The sequence below is a fragment of the Kaistia soli DSM 19436 genome (assembly GCF_900129325.1).
GTDB classification, from domain to species: domain Bacteria; phylum Pseudomonadota; class Alphaproteobacteria; order Rhizobiales; family Kaistiaceae; genus Kaistia; species Kaistia soli.
Genome location: NZ_FQUP01000011.1, coordinates 44,541 through 70,004, shown reverse-complemented (window position 1 = coordinate 70,004; position 25,464 = coordinate 44,541). Strand labels below are relative to the sequence as shown.

Below are 25,464 nucleotides of genomic sequence, written 5' to 3'. Positions count from 1 at the left end.
ACCCAAGCTTCGACCTCAGCAGATCACCCGCAATGCAATAACCGACTTGTCGTCCGTCGACTGCATCTGTGCGACCGGGATGATCAAGCCGCCAGCCGCCGTAGACGGAGAGCCCAAGCCAATGGCCCGCGTTGGCCTTGCGGTCCATCCTTTATGTGACCCCCCAGCTTTTGCAGCACCATGCGACCCGATTGGGCTTAAGCCTATGAATACGGCAGTGTTTGCTGCCTTTATAATCATGCGAACGTATAGATGCACTAACATGCGAAACATCATGCGCATATGTATGCTGTTAGATTAGATAAGTAAAAACAGTTATTTACACTACACGATCGACCGATCGATCGCGCTTGGCACGCTGTCTGCATTGAGGAGCAGAGGCGCCAGGGATGGTCCGGGTCGCCCATACATCTCAGCGGATGGGAAACAGATGAGCGGATCCATCATATCGTCGACGCGTCTCGCGCTTGGGGCAGCACTCCTCGCATCTACGGTCTGGGTGGCGGCGCCTGTATCGGCTGCGGAATCGGCAGCATTGGAAATGAAGCCCGCGAGCGAAGTGGCGGCCCTACCGGGCGTTGCATACAACGCGGCTCTCGCTGCCAAGCTGCCGGCCTCTGTCAAGGATCGCGGCGTACTCAGGATCGCGACCGATCTGACGCCGCCGATCAGTTTTCATTCCGAAACCAATGAACTGATCGGCATCGATGCGGATCTCGCTGCCGCCTTCGGCGTGATCTTCGGCCTGAAGGTCGAGATGACGGATGTCGGCATGGGCTCGGCCATCGTGCCGTCGATCAAGGCTAAGCGCTTCGACATCTCCATCTCGGGCATCAATGACGATCCCGAATTGGAGAAGCAGGTCGACGTCATCGACTACATGTATGACGCCACGACGATCATGACCCAGAAGGGCAATCCGAAGGGCGTCAAGTCGATGGCGGATCTCTGCGGCAAGACCGTCGCCGTCCCGGTCGGCACCTTCCAGGAGAAGCTCGTCGAGGCGGCCTCGGCCAAGTGCGCCACGCCGATCAACGTCATGACCATTCCCAAAATGCCCGACGTGCTGCAGGCCGTACGCACGGGTCGTGCCGACGCAACCGTCAACGGCTATGCCACCAGCGTCTATACGACCGAGCATCAGACCGGCAATGGCACCGGCCTTGAGGCCCTGCGCGACGTCCGCCTGGCCGCCGGCTATCTCGGCATGCTGACGGCAAAGGACAATCCCGAACTGCGCGATGCCGTAGTTGCCGCCTTGCAGCAACTCATCGACAGCGGCGCCTATGTGGCGATCATGAAGCGCTGGGGCCTCGAGCCTCTGGCCGTGACGTCGGCCAAGTTCAACGACGCAGCCAGCCTGCCTGTCGAGTGAGGGCACGCCGATGACGGAAGCTCAAGTAATGACTGGTCTCGAAGCGGCATATGCCTTTCCAGTGGTCAGGCGGCGCTTCCCCATCGGCCAGTTCGCAACAGGGTTCGGCGCCATAGCGGCGCTGGCATTTATCGCGGCCGTGGTCGGCAAAAGTCAGGCGGTCGAATGGAGCGCCATCCCGGCCTTCATGATCGATCCGTCGATCCTGGGCGGGCTTCTGCTCACCCTTCAGCTGACGGTCGCTGCCATGTTGATCGGCATCGCGCTCGGCGCAGTGCTCTCGGCGATGGCGATCAGCGGCAATATCGTCCTCCAAACGATGGCGGCCGGCTTTGTCTGGTGCTTCCGCGGCGTGCCGCTGATCGTGCAGATCTTCTTCTGGTTCAATATCGCGCTCTTCGTCCCTGATCTGAAGCTTGGCGGCATCGACATTTCGGTCAATGCGATCGTCACGCCGGCGGTGGCGGGACTGCTCGCGCTCGGTTTGCACGAGGCGGCCAACATGTCCGAAGTGATCCGGGCCGGGCTTCTCTCAGTCGATAGCGGTCAGCACGATGCCTGCCGCGCGCTCGGCATGACCCGCGGGCAGGCTCTGCGGGGGATCGTGCTGCCACAGGCGATACGGGTCATCATCCCTCCGACCGGCAATCAGGCGATCGGCATGCTGAAGGCGAGCGCCATCGTGTCGGTGATCGGCATGGAGGATCTCCTGACCCGCGCGCAGCATATCTATGCGCGCAACTTTCTGGTGATCGAACTGCTGATCGTCGCGTCGATCTGGTACCTGGCGGTCACCACTATCGCCACCGTCGGGCAGCATTATCTGGAACGCGCCTTCGCGCGGGGCTATGGCCGCCGCAACGCCGCTCGGGCGAATGCCGCTGTGGCCGCGGAGGATTCACGGCCATGACTGCGACCGTCGATCTCATGGTCCGGGCGGAAGGCGTGCGCAAGCGCTTCGGCGATACGGAGGTATTGAAGGGCGTCGATGCGATGGTGTCGCGGGGCGAGGTTTTCTGCCTTATCGGCGCGTCTGGTTCCGGCAAATCGACCTTCCTGCGCTGCATCAATCATCTCGAAACGATCGATAGCGGCAGGCTGCTCGTGGACGGGCGCTATGTCGGCTACGAGGAGCGCGATGGCTCGCTTTTCGAAGTGGGCGAGCGCGAACTTGCCGCGCGCCGCGCAGAGATCGGCATGGTCTTCCAGCGCTTCAACCTGTTCCCGCATCTGACTGCCCTCGAGAATGTAACGCGTGCGCCGGTGATGCTGGGCCGAATGAAGCGGGCCGAGGCGATCGAGACCGCGCGCGTGCTGCTCGCCCGGGTCGGCCTCGCAGACCGAGCTGATCACTACCCATCCGAACTTTCGGGTGGCCAGCAACAGCGGGTTGCTATTGCCCGCGCCCTGGCGATGGCGCCGAAACTGATGCTGTTCGATGAACCGACATCGGCGCTCGATCCGGAGCTTGTGGGCGAGGTGCTTTCGGTGATGAAGGACCTTGCGAGGGAAGGGCGCACCATGGTGGTCGTCACCCATGAGATCGGTTTCGCGCGCGACGTCGCCGATACGCTCGCCTTCATGGATGGCGGGCAGATTGTCGAATGCGGACCGCCCGATCGGATGATCCGGGAACCCTCGCATCCGCGCACGGCCGCTTTCCTGTCGCGCGTTCGTCTTGCCTCCCATCCGCCGGACTAACCCGGTCGCCTCGCTCGTCAGCGTCCCTTGGTTCCAACCGCGACGGACGCACCCGGAACGGGCTCTGCCCCGCCGCCGGGCCGTCTCGCCCTAACGTCAGAGAATAAGCATGAGAATCGGTATCGAAGGCCTCAAAATGCCGGAGGCTACGCGCCGCGGCCCGCTCGCCAGTCTCGACCACGCGCGAAGCTATGGCATGGCCGGTATCTCCTTCAGCTCCGTGCTCGACATGAGCCCGACGCTCGACTCGGGCGCCTTGAAGGCGATCCGCAGCCGAGCCGATGAACTCGGGATGTATCTTGAGGCCGGCCTCGGCAAGCTCAATCCCTATTGCAGCGCCGAGGCGCCGGAACTGCGTGCGATCGGCGATGGCGATATCGTGGCCGGCCTGCGGCGCATGATGGAAGCCTCGGCGGAGATTGGCTGCCAGGAGCTCTGGGCGTCGCTGAGCAACTTCAAGCCGCAATATTCAGGACGCCTCGCCAATGATCGTTTCCGGACCGACGTGACCTGGCCCGAACAGCTGCTGGCGAGCGAGCGTCTGCTCCGCATTCTCGCCCCGATCGCGCGGGATCTCGGCATCCACATCAATCTGGAAACCCATGACGAGGTGACGAGCTTCGAACTCGTGCGCCTGGTCGAGAATGTCGGGCCGGACGCGATCGGCATCGTCCTCGACACCGCCAATGTCCTGCAGCGCGGCGAGCACCCCGTGTGGGCCGCTCGTCGCGTCGCGCCCTATATCCGGCAGACCCATATCAAGGATGCCTATGTCGCCCACGCGCCAGGGGGGCTGGACTTCCAGACCCGTCCCTGCGGTAACGGGATCGTCGATTTCCGCGCTATCCTCCCTATCATCGCCGCCGTCAATCCGGCGATGAACCTGACGATCGAGCCGGCGCAATCGACGGCCGACAAGCGCCGCGCCGCCGTGCCGCGTCAACGGATCGAGATCGACGATCCGATCTGGCTGGCCGCTCATCCAGATCTCACCCGAGAAGAGCGCGCCGCCTATGAAGCGCTGATCGGCGACTACGAGAAGCGGATCGCGGCAGGCGAGGTTGCCGACTGGGAAACCTATGAGCGCACCAATTACGGCTGGCCGACCTACGTGAACCAGTCCTACGGCTATGCCGAAGCGCTCGTCTTCATCAGGGCCTGCGTCGAGCACCTGACCGCGATTGCCGCCGAACTGGCCCTGCCTCTCGACGCCCCGCCGCTCGCAAGGGCCGCTTGATCGACTGAACCTCTCGCCGGCCGCGCGAAGCGGCTGGCGTCAGGGCGAAGAAAAAGCCTTCAGGACCGAGACGAAGGCGTGACGGTCACCCTGCGCCTGGGTAAGGCGCACGCGGCTTTCGATATCGGCGAGATGCTCGTCCATTCGCTCTTGCGCGGCGGCAAGATCGTGACGGCGCAGATCGGCGATGATCTCGCGATGATGGTTGGTGCCGCAATCGTCATGCGGCTCCTCCTCGTAAAGCGCCATCACCAGCGAAATGCGGGCAACGACCTTGCCGAGCAGTTCGGTCATCACCTCGTTGCCGCCGAGGCGTGCCAGTTCGATGTGGAACTGGCCGGAGAGGCCCTTCTTGGCCGCCTCGTCCGTGGCGTCATGCACACGCTGTTCGTCATCGACGATTACATCCAGCCTGTCGAAGTCGGCAGCCGTCGCGCGCTGGATGACGCGCTCCAGGATCACCCGCTCCAAGGCACGCCGCGTCTCGAACAGGTCCTTCGCCTCGGCAACAGACGGCTCCGCCACGAAGGTCCCGCGATTGCGTTTGCGCTCCAGCAGGTGGTCGCGCTGCAGGATGCCGAGCGCTCCGCGGACGACCGTCCGGCTGACGCCGAAATGATCGGCGATCGCGTCCTCAAGGATCTTCGTTCCGGGCTTCAGCGCCCGCTCTGCAACGGCCCCTGCAAGCGTCGCGCAGATCTTGTCCGTGATGTCGTCGGCGCCCTCCGCGTTCTCGCTCTCGGCTTCGCGTTGGGGCTTTGGCAGCGGCTTGGCGCGAGGGCGCGGGGTCGATTTCAGCATGCGAGTCTCCAAAGGCGCGTGACTAGTAATAGCGCATCTGAATGCGCTTTGTGCATCATTTCCTGCGAAAGAAATCGCGAAACTGCATGCGAATGTTCATGCAATCATAGTGCTTACAAAATTTGTTCGCCAATTATATCAGCATTCTAGCTCCAGTTCACCCAGTCATTTTTTCGGCATGGCACAGCGCTTGCTGTCCTTGCTGCAGTGATCGGCCGCGGCCTCAGGTCGCGGCTTGCCGGAGGCCAGTCCTTCGTGAGGCCCGCTGGCATGTTCGACAGAGTTGGATGGACGCAGAATGTCACCGCAGAAGAACCTTGACGGCCGCCCCGGCATCGAAGCCGCTCTCGCCAATTTCGAGCCCGATTTCGAGTTCGTGGCCGCGCCGCCGGTGCCCGAGGCCGAATTCGCCGAGCGCGTGCGCCGCATTCGCCGTGAGGCAGTGGTCGCTGGTCATGACGCGCTCGTCATTCATACCGGCTCGGCCGGCTGGTTCCACGCTTCCAACCTCTATCTTCGCTATGTCTGCGACTGGATGCGCGAAGGCGTCCTGATCATTCCGAGCGACAGCGACAAGGAGATGGTCCTTCTCTCCTTCTTCACGCAGTCGGTCATCCTGCCTCCCGGTGGGGAGCCAGTCGGCGTTGATACGATCTGGCAGATCGGCGCCATCGGCCGCGAATATGCCGATCGGCCCGGTTCATCGGTGGCGAAGACCGCCGAGGCCTGCGCGAAGATCCTTAGCGATCTCGGCCTCTCGCGGGGCCAGATCGGCCGTCTCGGTGACCGCACGGCGGCCGAATTCAACGCCGTCCTCGACACGCTGCTGCCGCAGGCGAAGTTCGTCGGCGAGAACGCCATCATTGACCGCATGCAAAGGGTTCGCAGCCCGGCGGAAATCGCGCAGACGCGCGCCGCGGCGCAGCTGAACTCGATCGGCACGCAGGCCGCCTATCATGTCACCCGTCCTGGCGTGACCGACTACGAGATATTCGCCGCCTTCACCTTTGCCCAGATGGCGCGTGGCGGCGAGACCGGCGACGGCTACCAGATCGGGATCAACCAGTACGGCACGCATTGCGGCAAGCCTTATGGCCATGTCGTCCGCGCCGGTGACCTCGTCAATCTCTACATCTCGAACGTCACCTATCACGGCTATACGGCGCAGACCGCCCGGATGATCGCCGTCGGAGAGATCACGGCGCGGCAGGAGCTGGTCCTTGCCGCATGCACCGAAGGCGTGAAGCGGGCCGAACGGCTCATCCGGCCCGGCGTGCTGATGCGCGACATCAACAACGCCGCTTTCGAGCCGATGATCGCTGCGGGGCTGCTCACCTCGCCCGAGACGCGGACCATGCCGTACAATTGGGAGCCCGCGCCGGACGGCGGCCCGCGCTTGGTGCCGCAACGCTACGTCCCCGATGCCGATTGGGAGGCGCAAGGCCGCAGACTCATGCATGTCTATCCGGCGACGCATGGGCCCCATAACCCCAATCTCGGCCATTCGGTCGGCATGGCTGGCGGGCAGAACAGCTTCAACTTCGCCTCGCACAACGAAGACCGGCTCGAAACCGGCATGGTTTTCGTGCTGCACACCCAGTGGCTGGAGCCGCTCGCCGCCGGCTGCAATGTCGGCGACCTCTACGTCGTGACCGAAGACGGCTTTGAGAATCTCTCGCGGCACACGCCGCTCGAAACGCACCGCGTCCCGAGCTGACGACACATCATCGACCTGATCCGGCATGTCCCGACGGCATGCGACCATGGAGCGCCCTATGCAGACGCATTCGCAGGCCCTGACCGTCAATGGACTGTCGCACACCTATGCCGGGCAGCCCGCCGTCGAGGGCGTGTCGTTCCATGTGGCAGCCGGGGAGATCGCCGCCTTGCTGGGCCCGAGCGGTTGCGGCAAGTCGACGGTGCTGCGCGCCATCGCCGGTCTGTTGCCGGCAAAGCCGGGCGTGATCTCGCTCGGCGGCAGGGACATTTCCCCCTTGCCCGGCCGCGAGCGCGGCATCGGCATGGTGTTCCAGAACTACGCGCTCTTCCCGCACATGACCGTTGCGGAGAACATCGCCTATCCGCTCTCGTTCCGCGGCTGGGATCGCAAGCGCCGGCAGGCCCGCGTCGAGGAACTGCTCGCCACCGTGCAACTCGGCGGCCTGGAGCGTCGCTTGCCGCGCCAGCTGTCGGGCGGACAGCAGCAGCGCGTCGCCGTGGCGCGCGCGCTTGCCGTCGATCCTGCGCTGCTCCTGCTCGACGAACCCTTCGCGGCGCTCGACCGCGCACTTCGCCTCGATCTCCAGATCGAACTTGTGCGCCTGCAGCAGACGCTCGGCATCACCACCGTCATCGTGACGCACGATCAGGAAGAGGCGCAGGCGCTGGCCAGCCAACTCGTCGTGATGAACCGGGGACACATCGAGCAGACGGGAACTCCGGCGGAAATCTACGATCACCCCGCCAGTCTCTTCGTCAACAGCTTCGTCGGCTATGCCGGCAAGATCCGTGCTGTGGTCGAATCCGCTTCTGCCGCCGGATCGACATTGAAGGTTTCGACCGGCGAGACATTGCGATTGCCGCGCGAGCTGCGCTTTGCTCCGGGCTCGCCTGTTGTCCTGACGGTGCGGCCCGAGCGACTCTCGATTGTCGACAGGCCATCGGACTTTACGCTAGCCGGCAGGCTTCTTGTCAGCACGCCGCTGGGTCCAGATGTGATCCGCAGCATCGCTCTGGCCGACGGCACCGAAATCAAGCTCACCGAGCCGCGCGATCTCCGCAGATCGCCGCTCGAAAGCTCTGCCCCCCTCTTCATCGCGCTGGATGTCGTGAACCTCCACGTCTTTCCGGCCGGCGAGGCCCTCTAACCTCAAACGAGAGAGAAAAGATGCCTGATTTCAAGATGAATCGTCGTCAGTTCGGCCTGGGCCTCGCCGCAGCAGGCCTTTCCATGCCGATGTTGAGCCGGCCCGGACTGGCTGCAGGATCTGTGACCGTGGCGACCTTCCCGAATGCCTGGGAACAGGCCTACCGCAAGGTCATCGTTCCCATGCTCGCCGCCAAGGGCACGACGCTGACCATCGCACCGGCGCTGACGACGGCCCAGATCGCCAAGGTCCTTGCCGCGAAGCAGGGCTCCGCGCCGCCGCCCTATGACGCGCTGCTGCTTTCTCCCGGCGATATCGACATTGCCGTCAAGAACGACCTGCTCGCCGAGGTCGATCCGAGCAAGATCTCGAACTGGAGCAAGCTGGCGCCGGCGAGCCAGGGCAAGTATGGCCCGACTGTCACTCTCGAAGTCGACGGCTTCGCCTATAATCCGGACGTCGTTCCGAAGCCGACCAGCTACAAGGACCTGTTCGAGAACCCGGCTTTTGCCGGCAAAGTCTCGTGGACCGGCTTCGATTCCAACACCGCCATCGAGTTCTACAGCGAGATCGCCAAGGTCTATGGCAGCGGTCCCTACGACATGGACGCCGTCTTCAAGCTGTTCAAGGACAAGAAGGACTTCCTCGGCCCGATCGTCGACACCACCAGCCACCAGATGACGATGCTGCAGCAGGGCGAGATCGGCGTCTTCATGGCCAGCACCAACAATGTGGCGCAGCTGAAGGCGCTCGGGGCCAAGGCTGAATTTACAAGCCCGGACACCGGCTCGCCGGCGGTTCCGGTCGTCATCGTCATGACGAAGGGCGCCACGAACCCCGACGCCGTCCACGAATACATGGACGCGGCGATCTCGGCGGATGCGCAGAACGTCCTGCAGATGCCGCCAACGGAATACATCCCGACGAATTCCGATGTGAAGCTGGCGCCGGGCCTCGCGGCCTATCTGACGCCCGAGACTATGTCGAAGCTGGTCTATCTCGACTGGGGCACCGTTGCGCAGCACCGCGCCGAGTGGACCAAGCAGTTCGACCGCGTGGTCAAGGGCTGATCGCTCCCATGAAGAATCCAGCTTTCCCATTCCTGCTGCCGATGCTGCTCCTCTCGCTGGGCGGATTCGTGGCGCCCATGGGGGTGCTGGCCTTCTACAGCCTGAGCGCCGGGGGTAACCCCGGCCTCTTCGGCAACTACGCTGCCTTCCTTGAGGATCCGTTCAATCTCTGGATCATCGTCGACACAGTCACGCTCGGCTTCAAGGTCGTCGTCGTCGCGACATGCCTCGCCGTGCCTATCGCCATGCTCTACTGGCATGGGGGTCGCCGGCTGCGGCAGACGGTCGTGGTGCTGGCGCTCTTACCGATGCTGGCCAGCAATATCGTGCGCACCTTCGCCTGGATCGTGCTGCTCGGCCGCAACGGGCCGCTCGTCGCGATCGCCGATGCGCTTGGCCTGATCGACGGCCCCCGATCGTTCCTGCTGACCGAAGGCGGACTTGTAATCGCGCTGGCGCAGATCGAGCTTCCGCTGCTGCTGCTTCCGATGATCGCCGTTCTGTCACGCATGGACCGACGCCTGGTCGAGGCCGCAGAAATGGCCGGCGCCGGGCCCTGGCGGATCATGTTCACGATCGTCCTGCCGCTGACCCTTCCGGGGATCATCGCTGGCTGGATCCTGACCTTTGCCAGCGCCGCCACCAACTTCGTGACGCAGGCGGCCATCGGCGGCGCACGACTGATCTACCTGCCGCAGTTCCTCTATCGGCAGGTCAACATCCTGTTCGACTGGCCGACGGCATCGGTCGTCGCCTTCATCCTCATCATCTCCACCGGCAGCGTCATCCTGGCGCTGGCGATGCTGACCCGTCACCCGAGGCTGATAGGAAATGCGTAAAAGCTGGACATCTCATCTGTCGAGCATCAGCTATGGCCTGTTCGTCTATGGCCTCGGAGCGCTCTTCCTCGGCTTCATGGTCGTTCCGGTGCTGATCTCGCTCAGCATGTCCTTCACCTCAGGACAGACGCTCAAATTCCCGCCGCCCGGTCTGTCGCTTCGGTGGTATGCGGCACTGCTTGACCCCGTACAGTCGGAGATCGTGCAGCAAGCGGCATGGAACACGCTGCAGATCGCAGTCTTTGCAGTGCTGGCGTCGCTTGTCTTCGCCGTGCCTGCCGCCTTCGGGATGGCCCGGATCAGCGCACGGCGTGCGAATGCGCTGGAGCCGCTCTTCCTCGCGCCGATGGTTCTGCCAAGCCTCGTCTACGGCCTGGCACTCCTGATCGCCGCCAACCTGATGCATATCAGCCCGTCCATATGGCTGGTTGTCCTCGCCAATGTCGTCGTCTTCGGCCCCTTGATGTTCCGCGCGACCTCAAGCATTGCCCAGCAACTCGATCCCAGCCTCGAGGATGCGTCATCGCTGCTTGGGGCTTCGCGGTGGTCGACGTTTCGCCGCGTGACACTGCCGCTGCTGGCCCCCGGCATCTATGCCGGCATGTTCCTCGTCTTCATCCAGTCGATCGAGAACGTGTCGCTGCCGCTCTTCCTGGCGCCGGCGGGGACGACCATCCTGCCGCTCGAGATGTTCGCCATGCTGCAGGACTCCCTCGATCCGCGCATCGCCGCGATCTCGGGCGTGCTCATCGCCATTACCGTGCTGGTGCTCGTCGCGGTGCAGCGGCTGACACCGTTCCTGCGCGATCAGGGGCGTTCCTAACGCTCGTGCGCGCATCCACCACCCTACCAGAAAGCGGACCTCGCCCTTGATCGCCCCGTCACATCGATCCTCGTCAATGGCGCCTTCGAAGCCGTCGCCCGGCCGGGAGGCTCGCTGATGGGCGGGATCAAGCAACACACGCGGTTCGACTTCGCGGAATTGACGGAACGACAGAAGTACAAGCTCTTGATCGGCACCGTCATTCCGCGGCCGATCGCGTTGGTTACGACCATGAGCCGGGAAGGGCAGCCCAATGCCGGCCCGTTCAGCTTCTTCAATGTGCTGACCCACGAGCCGTCGATCGTCGCCATCGGCGTCGAGAACTATGCCGACATGCGCTTCAAGGACACGGCGAAGAACATCCGCGAGACGGGCGAGTTCACGGTCCATATCTGCGACGACGCCATGGTCGAGCAGATGGAGATCTGCGCGATCAAGTTCGGGCCTGACGTCAACGAGTTGGACCAGGCCGGCCTGCACACAGTTCCCGGCGAAGCCGTCAGGAGCCCGCGCATCCTGGAGGCGCCCGCCGCGCTGGAGTGCCGACGGTATATGACGCTGGAGCTTGGTCCGGCCCGCGAGATCATCCTCGGCGAAGTTGTCGGGCTCTATGTGCGCAGCGACGCCGTCAACCCGGCCAACCACCACATCGACCAGATGAAGATGGACGCCGTCGGGCGCATGGGCGGCCACACCTATGCGCGGACGCGCGACCAGTTCGATCTGGTGACGGCGACGCCGGCGGATTGGCTGGCCCGAGGGCTAGTCGACTCGGCGGACTAGCGCATGGGAGGATGCGAGGTTCACGGTTCACTCGGGAACAGTTGGGAAATGTTGGAAACATTCCCGAGATCGCCAAGCAGAGTTATGTCGCTCCGCCCCGGACGGCAAAGCCGGCATCGACGCGCTGCACAATCTCCTCGATGTTGAGAAGAAGCTCTTCACGGGCGGCCAGGAAGGTGTGCTCGGTCTCGCAACGCAGATAGGCGAAAACCTCGACGTCCTTTGAGGAGGCGCCATAGCCGACAAAGCGGACGTAACAGGAATCGGGCATCACCAGCGGATTGGCGCCGAGGAGATCACGGATCTGCGCGAGCAGGAGGCGCATCTGGTCGGGCGTCGTCCCATGGCGGATATGCAGCAGCGTCTGCAAAAGGCGCGTGCGGCGCGCCGTGTAGTTGTCGAGATGCATCTGCGAGAATTCGCTGTTGGGAACGGTTACCAGGCTCTGCTCCAATGTGCGGATGCGCGTGGAACGAAGCCCGATCTGTTCGACCGTGCCGACATCGTCTCCGTAGCGGCAGAAGTCGCCGACCCGCACCGGCCGGTCGGCAAAAAGCGTCAGCCCGCCGATGATGTTTTCGAGGGTCGGCCGCACCGCTAGCGCGATCGCCAGCCCGCCAGCGCCGAGCCCCGCCACGAGGGGCGCGATCGGGATGCCGATCCTGCTCGCCGCGGCAGCGACCAGAAGGATCATGAAGACAAGGCTGATCAGTCGGAACAGCATCCTTGTCATCGCCACGTCGAGATGAAGGTGTCCATCCGATCCGTTCCTGAGCCCACCAATCGCGTCGGCGAGGCGGTTCGACAGCACGAACACGAGCCAGGCGAGGCCCACGGCCTGGATGGCGAGGACGAGGAAACCAATCACCTCCATGGGTAGTTCGAGAAGCCCGACGACGTTCTCGGCAAGGTTTTCGAACACCTCGGCCAGGGCGACGATGAGGATCAAGGCAACCGGCGTTCCGAAGCGAAGCCATGGGCTGGCCGAGCGTCGTTTTCGATCCCAGTTGATGCCAGCCCACATGATGAGCGGAACGAGCGGCAGGCATATGGCCATCAACACGGCCATAGCGATCCATTGCCAGACGGCATGGCCGGCGGCGACGAAGTTTGCCCATGCGGGCAGGGTGTCGCGGAAACGCTCGGGCACCCAGTCGCCGGGGCTCGACAGCACGTCCTCATAGATGCCCGCGAGCGCACCGGGCCGGTAGGGAACATCCTTCACCAGGTCGTAATAGGTGCGAAGCTCCGCGACCGTTTCCTTCGAGAAGAGATATTCGCCGGCGCGCGGACCTTCAGTGATCTTCACGATCTCGAGCTTGGTATTGGGGATCACCCAACGCGTGAGTTCGTTGTCCTTCCCCGTCGCGAGATCTCCGTCGCCCGGAACCTCCTCCAGGGGTGGGAGTTCGACCCGGTCGAGCACCTCGCTCAGAAGAGCCATGTCGATGAGAGTCGCGGCATCGTAGCCGAGGGCTGGGATCTCGCTGAAGTCGATGGTGTCACGTGCGCGCGCCAGCGCCCGGTCGATCACGTCGCGGCTCTCGCCACCCCGCCAGGCTTCAGCGCTGTTGCGGAAATCGCGGCGAAACGTGTCCAAGGTATCGCGAGGGCTGGACGTATCGGCGGCTCGAAGCGGGAAGGATTCGTCGATCGCGCTCGTCGGACTGGCCTGTGCCAAAGCGGCTGACGCACTGCCGAGAACAAGAACCCACACGATCATGACGCGGCAGAACAGTCGCAGGCAGTTCAAGCCGATCAAATTGATGTCCGATCTGGTGACTAGAGGACCTTAGGAAATCTCGTAAGCGTCGGCACGCCAAATGGTTCCAGCCGCTTATGGATACCGGTCTGGACGCATCGTTTAAGCCCCAATGACTACGATCAACATAGCTGCGGCAACTATAGATGCCAGCCCGATTTGATCGGTGTGGTGCCAGTGGATTTTCGGCGCCTTTTCCAAGGGAGCACGATCTCAATCCGCACGCGGTTGCGATCTCCATTAGCAATCTGCACCGCGGGACAGGCTGTGCAAGAACCCGGTTTGACAGGGACCGAATGCGGCCGATTCCAAGCCGGAACTGGCGCAGGACGGAAAGCGGCGATGGTCCGGGAGTCTGAGAGAACCGGCGGATCAACCACTAGGCTTCAAGGTCTCTCGCCCCCGATGAGCTCACCCTGGCCCGCCCGTTTCAACACACTCATTCCATATTGACTTCATCGGTCCGGCCGAAACTTGGGACGTCTCGGGGCCTCGCTATCCTTGACGGGACCTCGGGATGGGCGGCGGCCCGTGCGATTGTTCAGGGTTTCGGATGCCGGTTCTCGAAATCCGCCAGAACGCCCATCGCTTCCGCGATTCGCCGCATGTCTTCTTCATCAAGCTTGCGCTTCGGCCCGCGCACCACGATGCCCCAGTTGGAGGCGTGATCGCGAGTCAGTCGGAGGTCATTCAGAAGCGGTTTGATCGGAGCAGGCTTGGCGTCCGTCAGGTAGTCCACATTGACGCGATACGGATTGAAGTTCATCGCTTGCTCGGCCCGGTAAGGCGCATCTGACGTCACTTGCCCGATTGTCGTGAACGCCTGCACCGTTTGGCCTTCCCCCATGCCTTCGCGGGGGGAGTAGTAGACGATCCAATCGCCCTTCCTGAGAGACTTTACCGCTATATGCTTGCCGTGCCCGAGCTGTGCAAAGCCGCCGTCGCGTCCGCCGCGTGCGTGTTCTGCCGATGCGACACCCATCCAGAACGCCACGGCTTAGGTCTTCTCCTGCACGGTATGCGCGGTGATTGTGTAGCCAAACGGATCCTGGAAGGCGAAATAGCGCCCGAACGGCCCATCTTTCGGCGGGAAGGCGATCGGGACGTCGCGTGAGGCAAGGTGGTCGTGCAAGGCGTCGGCATCATCGCAGCCGAACCAGATGGCGATACCATGGCCGAGTATGTCGACGGCGTCGAGATCGACGACGGGCGTGCGCACCGCGAAGGGGATCGGCTTCGTGTCGAAAACCACGGCTCCGGGCGGTCCATTCGGAGCCGCCGTCAATCCGACGACCTCCGTATAGAACGTGCGAGCCGCATCAAGGTCAGCAACCTGGATGCCGATGAAGTCGGGTCCGATGAGGCGCGGCATTCCGGTTGTCCTTTCAGAGGGGAGATGCTAATATCAGGCGACTGATATAATGTAAGCCTCCTGATATGACAAGCCCCAAAACGACATCGATCCCCGTTGACCAACCCTTCTTGCCGCACGAAACGCTCGGCTATGCGCTGAAGCGCGCGCAGCAGGCGATGCGCCTGCATATGGACCGGCAGTTGAAGGAGATCGGGCTGAACGCGCCGCAATACAACGTGTTGGTGAGCCTCGAAGCCGAACCAGGCGCCTCGAACGCAAGGCTGGCACGGCGGGCGTTTGTGACCCCGCAGACCATGCAGGCCATGCTGGTGAAGCTCGAACAGTCAGGGCTGATCGAGCGGCGTCCTGACACGGAGCATGGACGCATTCAACGAACTGAGTTGACGGAGAAAGGCCGTTCGTCACTGGCGCAAGCACATCTGGCCGCTCAGAAATCGGAACGGCTGGCGCGTGAGGCTTCGACCCCGGATGCCGTCGAGATGCTCACAAGAGTTGCCGAGGCGCTTGAGTAGTTGGGTCGAAACAAGTGTAGAACGAGGCCGAGAAGAGCCGCGATCTGACATGAACAGTCGGTGGGTTGCGGCGCAGCTTCGAGAAGAATGGCCTCTTCTGGTTTGAGGCGGCAGGCCTACGACCCACCTCAACTGAATTTCAGGACGTCTGCTCAGCGGATCGTGGCTGTCGTGCCACCTCCAGGCTGGGTTTTTGCACAGGCTGGGGAGCGATCAATCCGCTTTGGCACCGATCGTATCGGCCATTTCTGCGCCCCGCTTGCCGAGAGGCTGGGGCGGACCGGTCGTCGAATCCCGCGCGGTCTGGTGCTCCATCTCGGCATTGATCTCGGCGCCCAGCAAAATGACCGTGGCTGACAGCCAGATCCAAGTCATGAACGCGATGATCGCGCCAAGCGGGCCATAGGAGCTGTCATAGCTGCCGAACCCGGCGACGTACCAGGAGAACAGGCTGGAGACGAGCACCCAGAGCAAGGCTGCGAGTGCGCTCCCCCATGTAACCCAGCGCCATTTCGGTTGCTCGCGGGATGGGCCGAACCGATAGAGTACGACAAGCGCAAACCAGACGGCAATGATCAGGACAGGCCAGCGGAGAAGCGAGAGCCAGAACTCCGAGCCGGTGTCCATCCGCAGGAACGAGAGCATGATCGGAACGGCGATCACCATGGCGATGGCGACAATGCCGGCGAAGATCGCGAGCATCGTAAAGGCAAGCGATTGCAGGTTCAGTGCTACGAAGCTGCGCCGTTCGCTTTCATCATAAGCGACATTCAAACCGTCGAACGTGGCCTTCATGCCGGAGTTCGCGCTCCAGAGGGCGAGGAGAACACTCAAGGCGAATTTGAGCCCGAGCGCGCCGCTTGAAGCCTTGATCCCGAGGTCGACCTGCGCGGCGACGAGATCGTAGGCACCGGCGGGTAGAATAAAGGCGAGCGATGATAGGTGCTGACCAATCGTGGAGTTGTCAGCGAAGAGGCCATAGAGCGCCACCAATGCGCTCAGGCCCGGAAACAGTGCCAGCAGCGTGAAGAAGGCCATACTTCCGGAGACCGAGAGGATGCGATCCTCGTTGGTCTGCTGCCATACGCGCCAGAAGATGTCCCGCCAGCCGCGTTTGGGGATTTCGCCAGGGCCCTTCGCCAATCGGCCGCGACCCGGCTCGCTCTTTTCAATCGATGTTTCGATTGCGCTCTCCTCGTGACTGCCGGAGGAGGCCGACAACACCCCATTTCTCATTCTTCACCCCTTGCAGCTTCAGCAGCGTCGGCCATCCTTGTTGTTCGCTCCTGATCATGCAGGATCGAGAAGTCGCGACGGGTCGGAATCCGGACGGAAGCAAACGGACGATCTTGACGGATCTGTCGACCTCCAGCCGTTCGTGCAGTCGGATGCGCACGGCTTCGTTCGCAAACGCGGCAACGGGGAGATCGATCCGATGAAGATCGAGCCGCATGCGGCAACCAGAGTCGTTCTTCGCCAACGAAAAGGCGCGCGCTGTAACACGTGTCGCCACCGAAATTCGCAAAGCGGCGGGCCGGCATTGGACGCGCTGGCGGCGCCAGAGAACCGCTACAGCGTGCGGCTTGCTCGGATCGTCGGCCGCGGCGCAGAGCAGGGCGGCGCTCGGTCAGTGAACCGGCGTGAGACGTTCCAGCGGCACGTCGATCGTGGGAATGCTTGGCTCCTGGACCGGTACGCAGCCGACCATGACGGTGCCGCTCGGCGTGGTGATGACAGTTTTGACGATCATCAGCGGTCCTCCGGTGATCATGCGGACGAGGTCGCCAACCTTCGGTATGTCTGCCATTGCAGCCATTTCTCCAGAGCAGATTTGTCGAGCTCTTCGACGGCGATCGCCCGGGGCGCGCTACCTGTTAGTGCCATCGTAGGAAGAGGATCAGACGGACCTTTGTCGAGGCAATCTCGTTAAGGCCAGAGTTCCATAATTTCGTTCGACAATTCATCGATCGCGCGAGCCGCTTCGGCAAACAAAACTGAAACCTCTTCCGAGGACATCGTCGCCGCGACCGGTGCTGCCTCAGTCAAACTGAGAGCACTGTCCTTGAACGCTGTTCCCATGCGCTGCTCCTCAACTGAATGGGAGGAGAGCTGCGAGGGCCCTTGCGGGCAAAGGATCGAGTGGGCTCGCCCTCTCGGTCTCTCTGGGGGGCAGCTAGACCACCTCGCATCCAGATATTGCCATGCACAACGCTTGCTGCAAAGCAAAATATGATCGAGATCTAGACGATATGCGGCTGGTCATCTTGGCGATGCCGCAGGCAGCGCAGCTCTGACGATATTTGATGGCGTAACGGCGCGGCGGGCGACAGCGGTGTCGCGCTTCTACGCGGATGCATAGGCGAACGACGTCGCGATCAGTCTCATCAAGCTGCGAGTTTCTTCGCGTTCAGCGTCAGTGTGACGATGACGCCTTCGCTCGACCAGTCGGTCACGATCATGCCGCCGAGTTGGCCGGTCACGCTGCGATTGATGAGCCTGCTTCCATAGCCTTCATCCTCTGGGGGCTGCACGGAAGGGCCACCGCGCTCCGTCCAGGCAATGCAAACCTCGCTGTCCGTGCTTGTGCCCGAGACGTCGAGCAGCCCGGAATCGACAGAGAGCGCTCCATATTTCAGCGAGTTGGTCGCCAGCTCATGAATTACCAGCGCCAATGTCGTGGCGGCCTGTTCGCCTATCCCATGCGTGGGACGGCAACGCGGATGCGCCCGCCAAAGGCCCCTTCATCATCATAGGGTGTCAGGAGCCCGCAATCGCTAATCACCGCGATGTGCGATCCCGTCAAATACGATCACCGGCAATCTTTCGACGACGTTTGTTCGCGACGGCGGGCTGACCGACGCAGCACGAACGATGCAGTCTGCGATGAGGGAACCGCCGCGCATCCGGTTCTCGTCGCACCCTCCGGCCGCCGCAACTGCCGGAGGGCACCGATGTATGTGGCTCAACCCGCTGCCGCGACTCTGGAACGCGGACCAGGCGGCGCGCTCAGGCGAGCGCCGCGCGAAGGTTCCCTAGAGCGACGCGATGGCCTTCGCGCCGGGCATCGAGGTCCTTCTTCGGCCAGCCGAAGTCGTTGTCCTCATGCTCGATCGAGATGATGTCGTCGAAGCCATCGGCGCGTGCCTCAGCCAGGAACGCCTTCCAGTCGAGCAGGCCGCGACCGGGCAGCACATAGCGGAACCAGGGATTGCCGGCGGCCTCGATGATCTCGCGATTGAGAACCGTGTCCTTGCCATGCAGGATGGCGATACGGTTGGCGAACTCTTTCCGGGCTGCCATCGGGTCGATGTCCTGCCAGATCAGATGCGAGGGGTCGAATTCGAGGCCGAGGCGCGGGTCCGGGACCAGTGAGAACAGCTTGCGCCAGCCGACCGGGTTGACGGCGATGAACTTCTTGTCCGGGCCCGGCCAGTTCTCGAGCACCAGCCGGATCGGCGAATCCTCCGTCGAGCGGAGCAGTTCCTTGGTCCAGTCGGCGAAGTCCCCATAGTTCTCGTCTTCGGAGATGTCGGGATTGCGGCCGGCGAAGAATACGAAGACGGGAACCTTCGCGTCCGCCGCCGCGCGGAGGAATGCCTTGGTGGTCGCCCGGAGTTCGGCACGCGACTCGGCATTGGGTTCGAGCTGGTTGCCGAACAATGTCACCGAGGAGACAGTAAGCCCCTTGGCGCGCGCTTTCTCGACAATCGGGCCCAGCTCGGCCGGCGAGGGGATATGGCTGCGGATGTCGATTTCGATCGCGTCGAAACCCTCGTCAGCCGCGAAATCGATGACTTCGTCGATCGGGCGGTCCCCGAGCGTTGATGTATAGAATCCGATCTTCATGTGATTATCTTCCACCCTTTGTGCGCTCCGGCGGGCCGGATTGTCCTCAGCGCCCGAGCCATCGGTCGAGCGCATCCTTGGTGTCGCGAACGACTTTCTCCACCGGTTCGGCCCAGTACTCCTCCCGGAAGATTTCGACCGAAAGATAGCCGTCATAGCCGATCTGCTGCCAGAGCTTCATGTCATGTGCGAGCGGCAGGATGCCGAGACCGACATGCAGACGGTGGCCATCTCGCAACTCCTCGACCGGCCGGTCCTCGCTGTCATTGACATGCACGATCAGGAGACGATCCCTGGGGATTGCGAGGATGTCTGCGTCTGAAATGCCGCCGCGGTAATAATGGAACGTGTCCATCATGACGCCGACATTCGGTCTACCGGCCCGGCGCATGATCTCCAGCGCCTCTGATGGCCCGCCCATCAGCGCCGTCCGTCCGATCGGCTCCAATGTCACGGCTACAGGCGCGACGGCGTCGGCAAGCTTCGCCGTCCGCGCGGCGGCTGCATCGAGCGCCGAGTCCTTGCTCATGCCCTCGGGGATCGCCTCGGCGCAATAGGTCAGCAGCATCGGTGCACCGAGTGCCTTAGCGACCTCGCCGCCGCGCCGATAGCGATCGAAGGCATCCGTCCCGGCCTCGAATGGCGCGAGATTGAAGGCCATCACGGAGGCTGGCGCGAGCTCCAGGCGGTCGAGCATGGCCTTGAGGCCGGCGAGCCCGCCGATGCGCGGCAGCGCCGGTTCGATGTGCCGGAGATCGAGTTCGACGCCGTCGAAACCGACGGCGCTGCAGGCGGCGAGGATGTCTTCGAGCCGTCGGTCGAGACCAGCGGTGATCGTATTGAAGCAGGTCTTCATGGGAATGTTCCGGTCCAGCACTCAGGCGGCGATGTAATGGCGATAGATGTCTTCGAGAATCGTCGCATCGTTCAGCGCGATTTCGCCCGGCGAGCCGAAGGGCGTTCGGTCGCGGACGGCTTCGAGGAAGTGGCGCGCTTCTTCGCGGAAGTGCCAGGCAGCGATCGGCTGCGCGATCGGCGTCCGGTAGGACGGCGTGTCGCCACCCTCATAGATCTCGATGCGCGGATTGCCTGGATTGGCAAAGAGCATCGGCGACCAGGCGTGCACCCAGCCGCCCTCAAAATAGACCTGCGTATGCTCCTCCCAGGCGTGGAACTTCGTCTGGGCGCTCTCGACCGTGACGCGCACGCCGCCGAGTTCGAGGATCACCACACCAGTGAGGCCGTCCCTGTCCAGCTCGACGGCCTTGACCACCATCGCCGCAGGATCGGTGACATCGAGCATGAACATCGCGAGATTGATGTTGTGGGTATATTGCTGGAGATACCCGATATATTTGCTGGCATATTCAGGCGGCAGCCATTCGGGCAGCAATCCATCACGTGGCACAGGCGGCATCGGCTCGTCGCTGGAGATGATCGTCGTACGGTCCCTGCCGGCGGTCCAGTTGCCGCAGAACCCATGGGCGCGCAGATAGAGCAGCCGACCCTTGTCGCCGCTGGCGCGCCAGTCGCGCACGGTCTGACGCATCAGGATGTTGGTCGGGTCGAACCGCTTCATATAGCCGACCATCAGGCGGCCACCGCCCTCGTGTTCGGCGGCGAGGATCGTCTCGGCCTGCTTCACGGAAACCGCCATCGGCTTTTCCATGAACACGTCCTTGCCGGCGCGCAGCAGATCCGCAGCGATCGCGCCTTGCAGCGCATAATCGGCCGAGACGGCCACCGCCTCGATGTCGGGATCGGCAGCGAGTTCGAGATGCGAGCTGTAAAGGCGCGGAATCCGATAGTGCTCGGCGACCGCCCGGCCAAGCTGCGGGCGGACTTCGGCGAGGGCCAGGAAGTCGCATTCCGGCAGGCTTGCGAAGTTTGGCAAGTGAATGTGCTGGGCGATGAAGCCGCAGCCGACATAGCCGAGACGGACCGGCCTTTGCCGCGCGGCCGTTTCGGCGGACGTGGTCGACATGATCATCCTTTCATGGCTCCGCCGGCCAGTCCCGAAATGAACTGCCGCTGCATCAGGAGGTAGATGACGATCATCGGCGCCATGCCGATGGTGATCGCCGAGAAGAGAAGGGGGTAGTTGGTCTGGTATTCGCTGATCGCGAAGACCTGCATGCCGAGCGGCAGCGTCTGGATCGACGCGTTCTGCAGGAAGACCAGCGCGAGAAAGAACTCGTTCCAGGCGCTGACGAAGGTGAAGATGGCGACGGCCCCGATCGCCGGACGCGACAGCGGCATGACGATGCGCCAATAGATGCCGAAGCGGCTGCAGCCGTCGAGGCGCGCGGCCTCGGAAAGCGCGGCCGGCAATTCAAGGAAGTAGTTTCGAAACAGCACCAGCGCGAGCGGCATCGCCGCCGCCGTGTAGGGCAGGATGACGCCGAGCCTTGTATTGACGATCGAGAGATTGATCGCGATCACATAGAGCGGGATGATGTAAATCTGGACCGGGATGGTCAGCATCACCAGAATGCTCAGCAAGATCACGTTGCGGCCGCGGAAGCGGAATGTGACCAGGCCGTAGGCCATCATCGAAGTCAGGATGATCGTCGCCGCCACCGTCGCCAGCGAAACCACAAGGCTGTTGACGATGAGCACGCTCATATTCGCCTTCTGCCAGGCCTCGATATAGTTCCCGAACGCGAACTCCGTCGGCCAGCCGATCGGATTGCCGAGGAAGTCGCCGTCGGTCTTGAGCGAATTGCCGAGGAAGATCACGATCGGGAAAATGACGCCTGCAGCCGCCATCACCAGGATGACGAGGCGCACGAGGTTGAGATGCCACGGCAGAACGCCGCGCTTGCGATAGAGCCGCTGCGGACGGGATGCGGCGGGGCTCGAGACCGCGCTGTTGGTCAGCGTCATCGGCTCTCCTCCTCGTCCTCGGGACGGCGCGACAGACGCATCACGACGATCGACACGATCGCGATGATCGCGAGCAGCACGGTCGCCTGCGTCGACGCATAGCCGAGGCGATGGAACTGAAAGGCCTGGAGATAGACCTGCATCATCGCAACCTGGGTCGAGCCGAACGGCCCGCCCTGCGTCATCACATAGATGAGGTCGAACACGCTGAAGGCGCCGAGCGTCGCGATGATCACATTGGTTGCGGTATAGCGCGAGAGCAGCGGCAGCGTGATGTGGACGAGCCGCTGCCACGCAGTGGCCCCATCGACCGAGGCGGCCTCCGTCAGGTCCTTCGGCAGGGCCTGCAGACCGGCGAGGTAGATCACCATGTGGAAGCCAGTCCATTTCCAGATATCGACCACCACGATCGACCAGAGCGCGAAGCGCGGATCGCCGAGCCAATCCTCGATCAGGAAGTTCAGGCCGAGCCGCGCCAGCATCTGGTTGATGGCGCCGAACTCGAACTGGAACATGAAGCCCCAGATCACGCCGATGGCGACAAAGGACAGAATGACGGGCAGGAAGAAGATGGTGCGAAAGATGTTCTGCCCGATGAAGGCGCTGTTGAGCGCCAGCGCCAGCATGAGGCTCAGCACCAACTTGCCGACGACGGTCGCGATCGCGAACTGGATGTTGTTGAGGATCGACGCCCAGTAGTCGACATCGGCCAACAGCGTCCTGAAATTGCCGAGACTGATGAAGCGGAGCCCTTCGCCGCTGCCGGGCACCCCGCTCGCGAAGCTCATGGCAAGCTGCAGGATAATCGGCAGATGCACGAAGACGAAGAACACCAGGAGGCCCGGGCCGATCCAGAGGAGCGGCTCGATCTTTTGAAAGAGGGAGGAGAGCAACGGCGGAGTATACGCCGCCCTCTGCTGTTCCATCGCAGCCCGGGCCATGGTGATGTGTCCTTCGCCGCCTATTTGAAGGCGTAGCCTTCAGAGACCAGGCGATCGAGCGTCGCTTGCGCCTTCTCGGCGACAGCGGCTCCGGTCGTCTGTCCGGCGACGCCCGCCTGCATGCCTTCCTGGAAGACGCGGGTGATTTCCGGTGGCCAGTTCCAGTCGAGATAGGTGACGAGGCCGTCGGAGAGCTTGATCAGCTTGGCGATCTGCGGAACGTCGCTGCCTTTGACCGCCGTGTTGACCGGCACGGTGCCGTTGTTGAGCTTCACCACCTCGGCATTGGCCTCATTGCTGGTCAGCGCGGCGAGGAGAGCCAGCGTCGCCGCCTTGCGGTCACCTTCCACCTTGGCCGGAACAGCAAGAACCGCAGCTGGGCCGCCGGGGAATTGCGACTTCACATCGCCACCGACGAGGTTAGGCATCAGCATGACGTCGAGATCGACCGCTGCAGGCTTGGCCGTGAGGATCTGCTGGATGAGCCCGTCATGCTGCATGAAGAAGGCAGCGCGACCAGACGAGAATTCGGCTACGGCATTGGGTGTATCAAGCGAGAACACCGAGCGGGTGATCAATTCGTCCTTGCCGAAGCGGAAGACGAGATCGAGCGCCTGCACGACGTCCGGATCGGTGAACTTGCCCTTGCCCGTCAGGATCTCGACTGTCCGCTCAATCGAGCGGTTCTTGCTGGTCTGGGCGAAGGTGGTGAAGAACCACACCGGCCACAGATAGATATTCTTGCCGGGATGGGTGAAGGTCTTGATGCCCTCGGCCTTGAGCTTGTCGCGGATCGCCAGGAAATCGTCGTAGCTCTTTGGCGCGGCCAGTCCATTCTTGTCGAGGACGGCCTTGTTGACGAAGATCGGGAAGCCGCCATACCAGCCATAGGGCACGCCCCATTGCTTGCCGTCGACGCGGCCGGTCTCGAGCGCTGCCGGCGCGAAGCGGTTCGTGTCTCCGACGAGACCGTCGAGCTCCCCAAGCGTGCCGTCGACCGCATAGCGGCGGAGATCCTGCCCGTTCAGCATCAGCATGTCGACAGGCTCGCCAGCGGCCAGCGATGCCGTCAGCAGCGCAACGAAGCGCTCGGAGGGATATTCGGTTGTCTTGATCGTGATGCCGGGATTGGCGGCCTCGAAGGCCGAGACAATCGCCTTATAGGCCTGGTCGGGTGGATTGCGTTGCAGGCTGACGACCGTCAATTCGCCCTTGTAGGCGAGCGGGTCGGCGGCCGCGGCGCGACGGGCGAAGGCTGGCGTCAGCGTAGCGCCGGCAAGCGCGGCGCTGCCGAGGAGATAGCTACGGCGCGTAATCCTCATGGTCATGGCGTTCCTCCCTTGGTGTTTCCAGGTTTTTCGCGGTTTTCCGCTTCTTGTCCGGGCTTTGCCCAGCTTGGGCCGGCTGCTGCCGGCAAGGTCCTGTGGATTGGCGAACCGCAAGGCTTGCGGTTAGCCAGACGCTGCGGCCGCCGGTTTCGTCGGCCGGGGGCGGCGTCAGGATCGCAGCCATGGCGGCTGCGCCCATCTCGTAAATCGGCTGAACGACTGTCGTGATGGCGGGCTGGAACACCCGCGCGAACGGGATGTCGTCATAGCCTAGCACTGAGACGTCGTCCGGGACGCGGCGGCCATGCGATTGCAGCCAGGCAATGGCGCCCATGGCAGCGAGATCGTTGGCGGCGATAATGGCGGTTGGTGGCCGGGGAAGCGCCATGAGCTTTTCCGCACCGGCAGCCCCAGCTTCCATGTCGAAGCCGCCGGGAAGGATCAGCTCCGGATCGAGGGGCTGGCCGAGTGTGATGAAGGCGGTCCTGAAATCCTCGACGCGTTCTTTCGCGACGGCGCGCGCTTCCGGCGGCGTGATCATGCCGATGCGACTGTGGCCGAGATCGACGAGATGCTGAGCCGCGGCAAGCACGGCCGCCCGGGCATCGACGACGATCGAGGTCATCGGCAGGCCCGAACGCTGCGGCCCGAACAAGACGATTGGGACATTGCGACGTGAAAAGGCCAGCATCTGGCTCTCGATCGCTTCGCTCGTGTCCATGATGCCAGGCGCCGCAATGAGGCCCGAAGCATGATTTGAGCGAATGAAGGCGAGATATTCGAGCGCCTTCTGCTCATTATAGTCGTCGTTGCAGAGGAACAGGCCATGGCCCGAAAGCCGAGCCGCATCCTCGATGCCGCGCACCAACTCGGGAAAATAAGGGTTGGTGATCGAGGGGATGATCACGCCGATCATCGGGTTTCTGAAGCCTCGCAGCGTGCGGGCATGTTGGTTCGGCTGATAGTCGAGATCGCGCATCGCCGCGCGGACTCGCCGCCGCGTTTCCTCGGAAATCCCCGCGCGCTCATTGACAACCGCCGACACTGTTTGGATCGACACACCGCAGGCGCGGGCGATATCGGCCATGGTGGCACTGATCGGCTTGTCGGGCATCGCGACCTACATGAACGTTCATATGATGGTTCACATGAACGTTCATGTTAGTCAACTGGCTTCGGCGTATTTAGGCAGGGGCGTATCCGCGCCGTCAGCCCCTGATGATGGAGCGGTGGCTAGTTGAGCATGCGGACGCACGCGATTTGGTTGTGCTTGCTACCGTCCGGGATGTCGGTTGCGGGCGTTGAGCAGTCTGCACAG

The 25,464-nt window shown here is 62.9% G+C and carries 27 protein-coding genes; 11 read left to right on the top strand and 16 right to left on the bottom strand.

The features are described from left to right. Positions 1-430 precede the first annotated feature (430 nt). The 4 genes from BUB39_RS24365 (at position 431) to BUB39_RS24350 (ending at position 4,313) form a co-directional block, all read left to right on the top strand. Positions 431-1,375, top strand: a complete 945-nt coding sequence (locus BUB39_RS24365; protein WP_073058663.1) for an ABC transporter substrate-binding protein — start codon at positions 431-433, stop codon at positions 1,373-1,375. A 28-nt stretch (positions 1,376-1,403) separates the two neighbouring features. Next, the gene (locus BUB39_RS24360) at positions 1,404-2,285 is read left to right on the top strand and encodes an amino acid ABC transporter permease (RefSeq protein ID WP_073058662.1); all 882 of its coding nucleotides are present in this window, start codon (positions 1,404-1,406) and stop codon (positions 2,283-2,285) included. Further along, positions 2,282-3,076 (top strand): amino acid ABC transporter ATP-binding protein, encoded by a 795-nt coding sequence (locus tag BUB39_RS24355; protein ID WP_073058661.1) that lies wholly within the window; start codon positions 2,282-2,284, stop codon positions 3,074-3,076. Before BUB39_RS24360 ends, BUB39_RS24355 begins: the two co-directional genes overlap by 4 nt. A 109-nt stretch (positions 3,077-3,185) precedes the next feature. After that, positions 3,186-4,313 carry a sugar phosphate isomerase/epimerase family protein gene (locus BUB39_RS24350; protein ID WP_073058660.1) on the top strand — a complete coding sequence of 376 codons (1,128 nt, stop codon included), beginning with the start codon at positions 3,186-3,188 and terminating at the stop codon, positions 4,311-4,313. A gap of 39 nt (positions 4,314-4,352) precedes the next feature. On the opposite strand, the gene BUB39_RS24345 is transcribed toward BUB39_RS24350, so the two are convergent. Then, a complete protein-coding gene (locus BUB39_RS24345) occupies positions 4,353-5,114 on the bottom strand; it encodes a GntR family transcriptional regulator (protein ID WP_073058659.1) in 762 nt (253 codons plus the stop codon). A 298-nt stretch (positions 5,115-5,412) separates the two neighbouring features. Here BUB39_RS24345 and BUB39_RS24340 point away from each other — a divergent pair, with 298 nt between their 5' ends. The 6 genes from BUB39_RS24340 (at position 5,413) to BUB39_RS24315 (ending at position 11,496) form a co-directional block, all read left to right on the top strand. After that, positions 5,413-6,831, top strand: a complete 1,419-nt coding sequence (locus tag BUB39_RS24340) for a M24 family metallopeptidase (protein ID WP_073058658.1) — start codon at positions 5,413-5,415, stop codon at positions 6,829-6,831. Between the two features lie 58 nt (positions 6,832-6,889). Continuing rightward, a complete protein-coding gene (locus BUB39_RS24335) occupies positions 6,890-7,981 on the top strand; it encodes an ABC transporter ATP-binding protein (protein ID WP_244540368.1) in 1,092 nt (363 codons plus the stop codon). A 20-nt stretch (positions 7,982-8,001) separates the two neighbouring features. Further along, a complete protein-coding gene (locus BUB39_RS24330; RefSeq protein ID WP_073058656.1) occupies positions 8,002-9,051 on the top strand; it encodes an ABC transporter substrate-binding protein in 1,050 nt (349 codons plus the stop codon). An 8-nt stretch (positions 9,052-9,059) separates the two neighbouring features. Further along, a complete protein-coding gene (locus tag BUB39_RS24325) occupies positions 9,060-9,890 on the top strand; it encodes an ABC transporter permease (protein WP_073058655.1) in 831 nt (276 codons plus the stop codon). After that, positions 9,883-10,713 (top strand): ABC transporter permease, encoded by an 831-nt coding sequence (locus BUB39_RS24320; RefSeq protein ID WP_073058654.1) that lies wholly within the window; start codon positions 9,883-9,885, stop codon positions 10,711-10,713. The genes BUB39_RS24325 and BUB39_RS24320 overlap by 8 nt, the downstream gene beginning before the upstream one ends. A gap of 117 nt (positions 10,714-10,830) precedes the next feature. Then, positions 10,831-11,496: a flavin reductase family protein gene (locus BUB39_RS24315; protein WP_073058653.1), complete on the top strand. Its 666-nt coding sequence runs from the start codon at positions 10,831-10,833 to the stop codon at positions 11,494-11,496. A gap of 82 nt (positions 11,497-11,578) precedes the next feature. Here BUB39_RS24315 and BUB39_RS24310 read toward each other — a convergent pair whose 3' ends face one another. The 3 genes from BUB39_RS24310 to BUB39_RS24300 all read right to left on the bottom strand — a co-directional run bounded on the left by BUB39_RS24310 (position 11,579) and on the right by BUB39_RS24300 (position 14,630). Continuing rightward, complete coding sequence (locus tag BUB39_RS24310; RefSeq protein WP_073058652.1) at positions 11,579-13,258, bottom strand: mechanosensitive ion channel family protein; 1,680 nt, start codon at positions 13,256-13,258, stop codon at positions 11,579-11,581. Between the two features lie 541 nt (positions 13,259-13,799). After that, entirely contained in the window at positions 13,800-14,252 is a 453-nt protein-coding gene (locus BUB39_RS24305; RefSeq protein WP_139251611.1) for an EVE domain-containing protein, read from the bottom strand. Positions 14,253-14,255: 3 nt separating this feature from the next. After that, entirely contained in the window at positions 14,256-14,630 is a 375-nt protein-coding gene (locus BUB39_RS24300; protein WP_073058650.1) for a VOC family protein, read from the bottom strand. Positions 14,631-14,740: 110 nt separating this feature from the next. Here BUB39_RS24300 and BUB39_RS24295 point away from each other — a divergent pair, with 110 nt between their 5' ends. Further along, the gene (locus tag BUB39_RS24295) at positions 14,741-15,145 is read left to right on the top strand and encodes a MarR family winged helix-turn-helix transcriptional regulator (protein WP_244540367.1); all 405 of its coding nucleotides are present in this window, start codon (positions 14,741-14,743) and stop codon (positions 15,143-15,145) included. Positions 15,146-15,358: 213 nt separating this feature from the next. On the opposite strand, the gene BUB39_RS24290 is transcribed toward BUB39_RS24295, so the two are convergent. The 12 genes from BUB39_RS24290 to BUB39_RS24245 form a co-directional block, all read right to left on the bottom strand. Next, positions 15,359-16,288: a YihY/virulence factor BrkB family protein gene (locus BUB39_RS24290; RefSeq protein ID WP_244540366.1), complete on the bottom strand. Its 930-nt coding sequence runs from the start codon at positions 16,286-16,288 to the stop codon at positions 15,359-15,361. A gap of 25 nt (positions 16,289-16,313) precedes the next feature. Further along, a complete protein-coding gene (locus tag BUB39_RS25600) occupies positions 16,314-16,598 on the bottom strand; it encodes a hypothetical protein (protein ID WP_175561945.1) in 285 nt (94 codons plus the stop codon). 174 nt (positions 16,599-16,772) lie between these two features. Beyond that, positions 16,773-16,952, bottom strand: coding sequence for a hypothetical protein (locus BUB39_RS24285; RefSeq protein WP_073058647.1), 180 nt, complete (start codon positions 16,950-16,952; stop codon positions 16,773-16,775). Between the two features lie 119 nt (positions 16,953-17,071). Then, positions 17,072-17,224 carry a hypothetical protein gene (locus BUB39_RS25595; protein WP_175561949.1) on the bottom strand — a complete coding sequence of 51 codons (153 nt, stop codon included), beginning with the start codon at positions 17,222-17,224 and terminating at the stop codon, positions 17,072-17,074. A gap of 305 nt (positions 17,225-17,529) precedes the next feature. Next, positions 17,530-17,817: a hypothetical protein gene (locus tag BUB39_RS24280; RefSeq protein WP_073058646.1), complete on the bottom strand. Its 288-nt coding sequence runs from the start codon at positions 17,815-17,817 to the stop codon at positions 17,530-17,532. Positions 17,818-18,151: 334 nt separating this feature from the next. Beyond that, complete coding sequence (locus BUB39_RS24275) at positions 18,152-18,991, bottom strand: sugar phosphate isomerase/epimerase family protein (RefSeq protein ID WP_073058677.1); 840 nt, start codon at positions 18,989-18,991, stop codon at positions 18,152-18,154. Between the two features lie 46 nt (positions 18,992-19,037). Next, entirely contained in the window at positions 19,038-19,847 is an 810-nt protein-coding gene (locus BUB39_RS24270; RefSeq protein WP_073058645.1) for a sugar phosphate isomerase/epimerase family protein, read from the bottom strand. 21 nt (positions 19,848-19,868) lie between these two features. After that, entirely contained in the window at positions 19,869-20,975 is a 1,107-nt protein-coding gene (locus tag BUB39_RS24265) for a Gfo/Idh/MocA family protein (protein ID WP_175561948.1), read from the bottom strand. Between the two features lie 2 nt (positions 20,976-20,977). Further along, entirely contained in the window at positions 20,978-21,877 is a 900-nt protein-coding gene (locus BUB39_RS24260; RefSeq protein ID WP_073058643.1) for a carbohydrate ABC transporter permease, read from the bottom strand. Next, positions 21,874-22,818 carry a carbohydrate ABC transporter permease gene (locus tag BUB39_RS24255; RefSeq protein WP_084527957.1) on the bottom strand — a complete coding sequence of 315 codons (945 nt, stop codon included), beginning with the start codon at positions 22,816-22,818 and terminating at the stop codon, positions 21,874-21,876. The genes BUB39_RS24260 and BUB39_RS24255 overlap by 4 nt, the downstream gene beginning before the upstream one ends. A gap of 20 nt (positions 22,819-22,838) precedes the next feature. Next, the gene (locus BUB39_RS24250; protein WP_084527955.1) at positions 22,839-24,146 is read right to left on the bottom strand and encodes an ABC transporter substrate-binding protein; all 1,308 of its coding nucleotides are present in this window, start codon (positions 24,144-24,146) and stop codon (positions 22,839-22,841) included. Further along, positions 24,121-25,260 carry a LacI family DNA-binding transcriptional regulator gene (locus BUB39_RS24245; RefSeq protein WP_073058640.1) on the bottom strand — a complete coding sequence of 380 codons (1,140 nt, stop codon included), beginning with the start codon at positions 25,258-25,260 and terminating at the stop codon, positions 24,121-24,123. The genes BUB39_RS24250 and BUB39_RS24245 overlap by 26 nt, the downstream gene beginning before the upstream one ends. Positions 25,261-25,464: the final 204 nt, after the last annotated feature.